Here is a 1,255-nt window from a genome sequence, read left to right on the forward strand (position 1 = left end):
CATATATGTTTTGGTGTAATAAAAAATCAAGAAGCGTTTAAGCTCCAAGAAAGTTAAATACGATCTTGAAGCCTATAAAGAGAGATGGTATCTACAAAATAGTGTGCGCCATCCCATCAGCCTTAGTTTACCTCGCACACGTTTTAGGCTCGAAGCCCGTCGCTCGTAGCCCGTTAACCTTTAACCTTTAACCTTTAACCTTTAACCTAAACCATCGCGGCTTTTACATATACATCAAAGCGGTTTTTCTTGGTTTTGATTTGCATGCTTGGGGTTTTATCATTTAAAAATGGTGCGTAATCGGGGCGTTTAACCACCACACGTTTGCTGGCAAGAGGGTAGGCAAACTCGAGTAAATCATCGGCGTCGGTATCGCCACCCACTAACTCTTGGAATACACGCATTTCTTTTTTAACCAATGCTGATTTTTCACGGTGCGGAAACATAGGATCTAAATACACTACATCGGGCACGCTGTCACATTGAGCAAGTAAGGTATGGCTTGAGCCAAATATTAAGCTCATATTTTGCTGCATCCATAGGCCAATTTCACTATCGTTATAAGCACGTTGTAAACCGTCATATAACAGCGCGGCAACCACGGGGTGGCGCTCATGCAAAATCACTTTACAGCCTAGCGATGCTAAAACAAAACCATCACGTCCAAGCCCTGCGGTTGCATCGAGTACCACTGGCGTTGCGCCCTTATTAAGACCAACGGCTTTAGCAATTGATTGCCCTTTACCACCACCAAATTTACGCCTATGTGCAACGGCACCAGTTACAAAGTCTACGTTAATTGCACCTAGTTTAGGCTCATCAGTTTTATATAGGCTTAGCCCTTTATCATCGTAATGCAAACTAAAGCCACTGCTTTGCTCTGCCCATTGAGCAAGCCCAAAGCGTGTTTCTAACTCATTCAAATATGGCCGACACTCTTTAAACGCACACTGTATAACCACTTCACACTCCGATGATAAATTTCACCGCTATTATACCCAAACAGCAGCAATATACGAAGTTCGCAAGGTGTATAGTTTAAAACAACTCAATATCGTTATTTTCACTCTCAGATTCTGGCTTCGCTTGTTGTTTACTTTGTTGTAAATGTAGTCAGCCCCGCCAACACTAAACCCCTTTAATACGTTCAGCCTGCCCCACTTTGGATGATAAAAACATTACCGGAATGTCTGTTGTGGCTTTATCGAAATTTTCCGAGAAAACCCATTGTTCGACGCGAAGCGGCGTCGATGGG

The 1,255-nt window shown here is 43.1% G+C and carries 1 protein-coding gene; it reads right to left on the reverse strand.

The annotated features are described in order from the left end of the window. Positions 1–206: 206 nt before the first annotated feature. Positions 207–962, reverse strand: a complete 756-nt coding sequence (locus CWC30_RS17955; protein ID WP_036981241.1) for a class I SAM-dependent methyltransferase — start codon at positions 960–962, stop codon at positions 207–209. Positions 963–1,255 lie beyond the last annotated feature (293 nt).

This window comes from Pseudoalteromonas sp. S4741, assembly GCF_005886135.1.
Lineage (GTDB): Bacteria > Pseudomonadota > Gammaproteobacteria > Enterobacterales > Alteromonadaceae > Pseudoalteromonas > Pseudoalteromonas tetraodonis.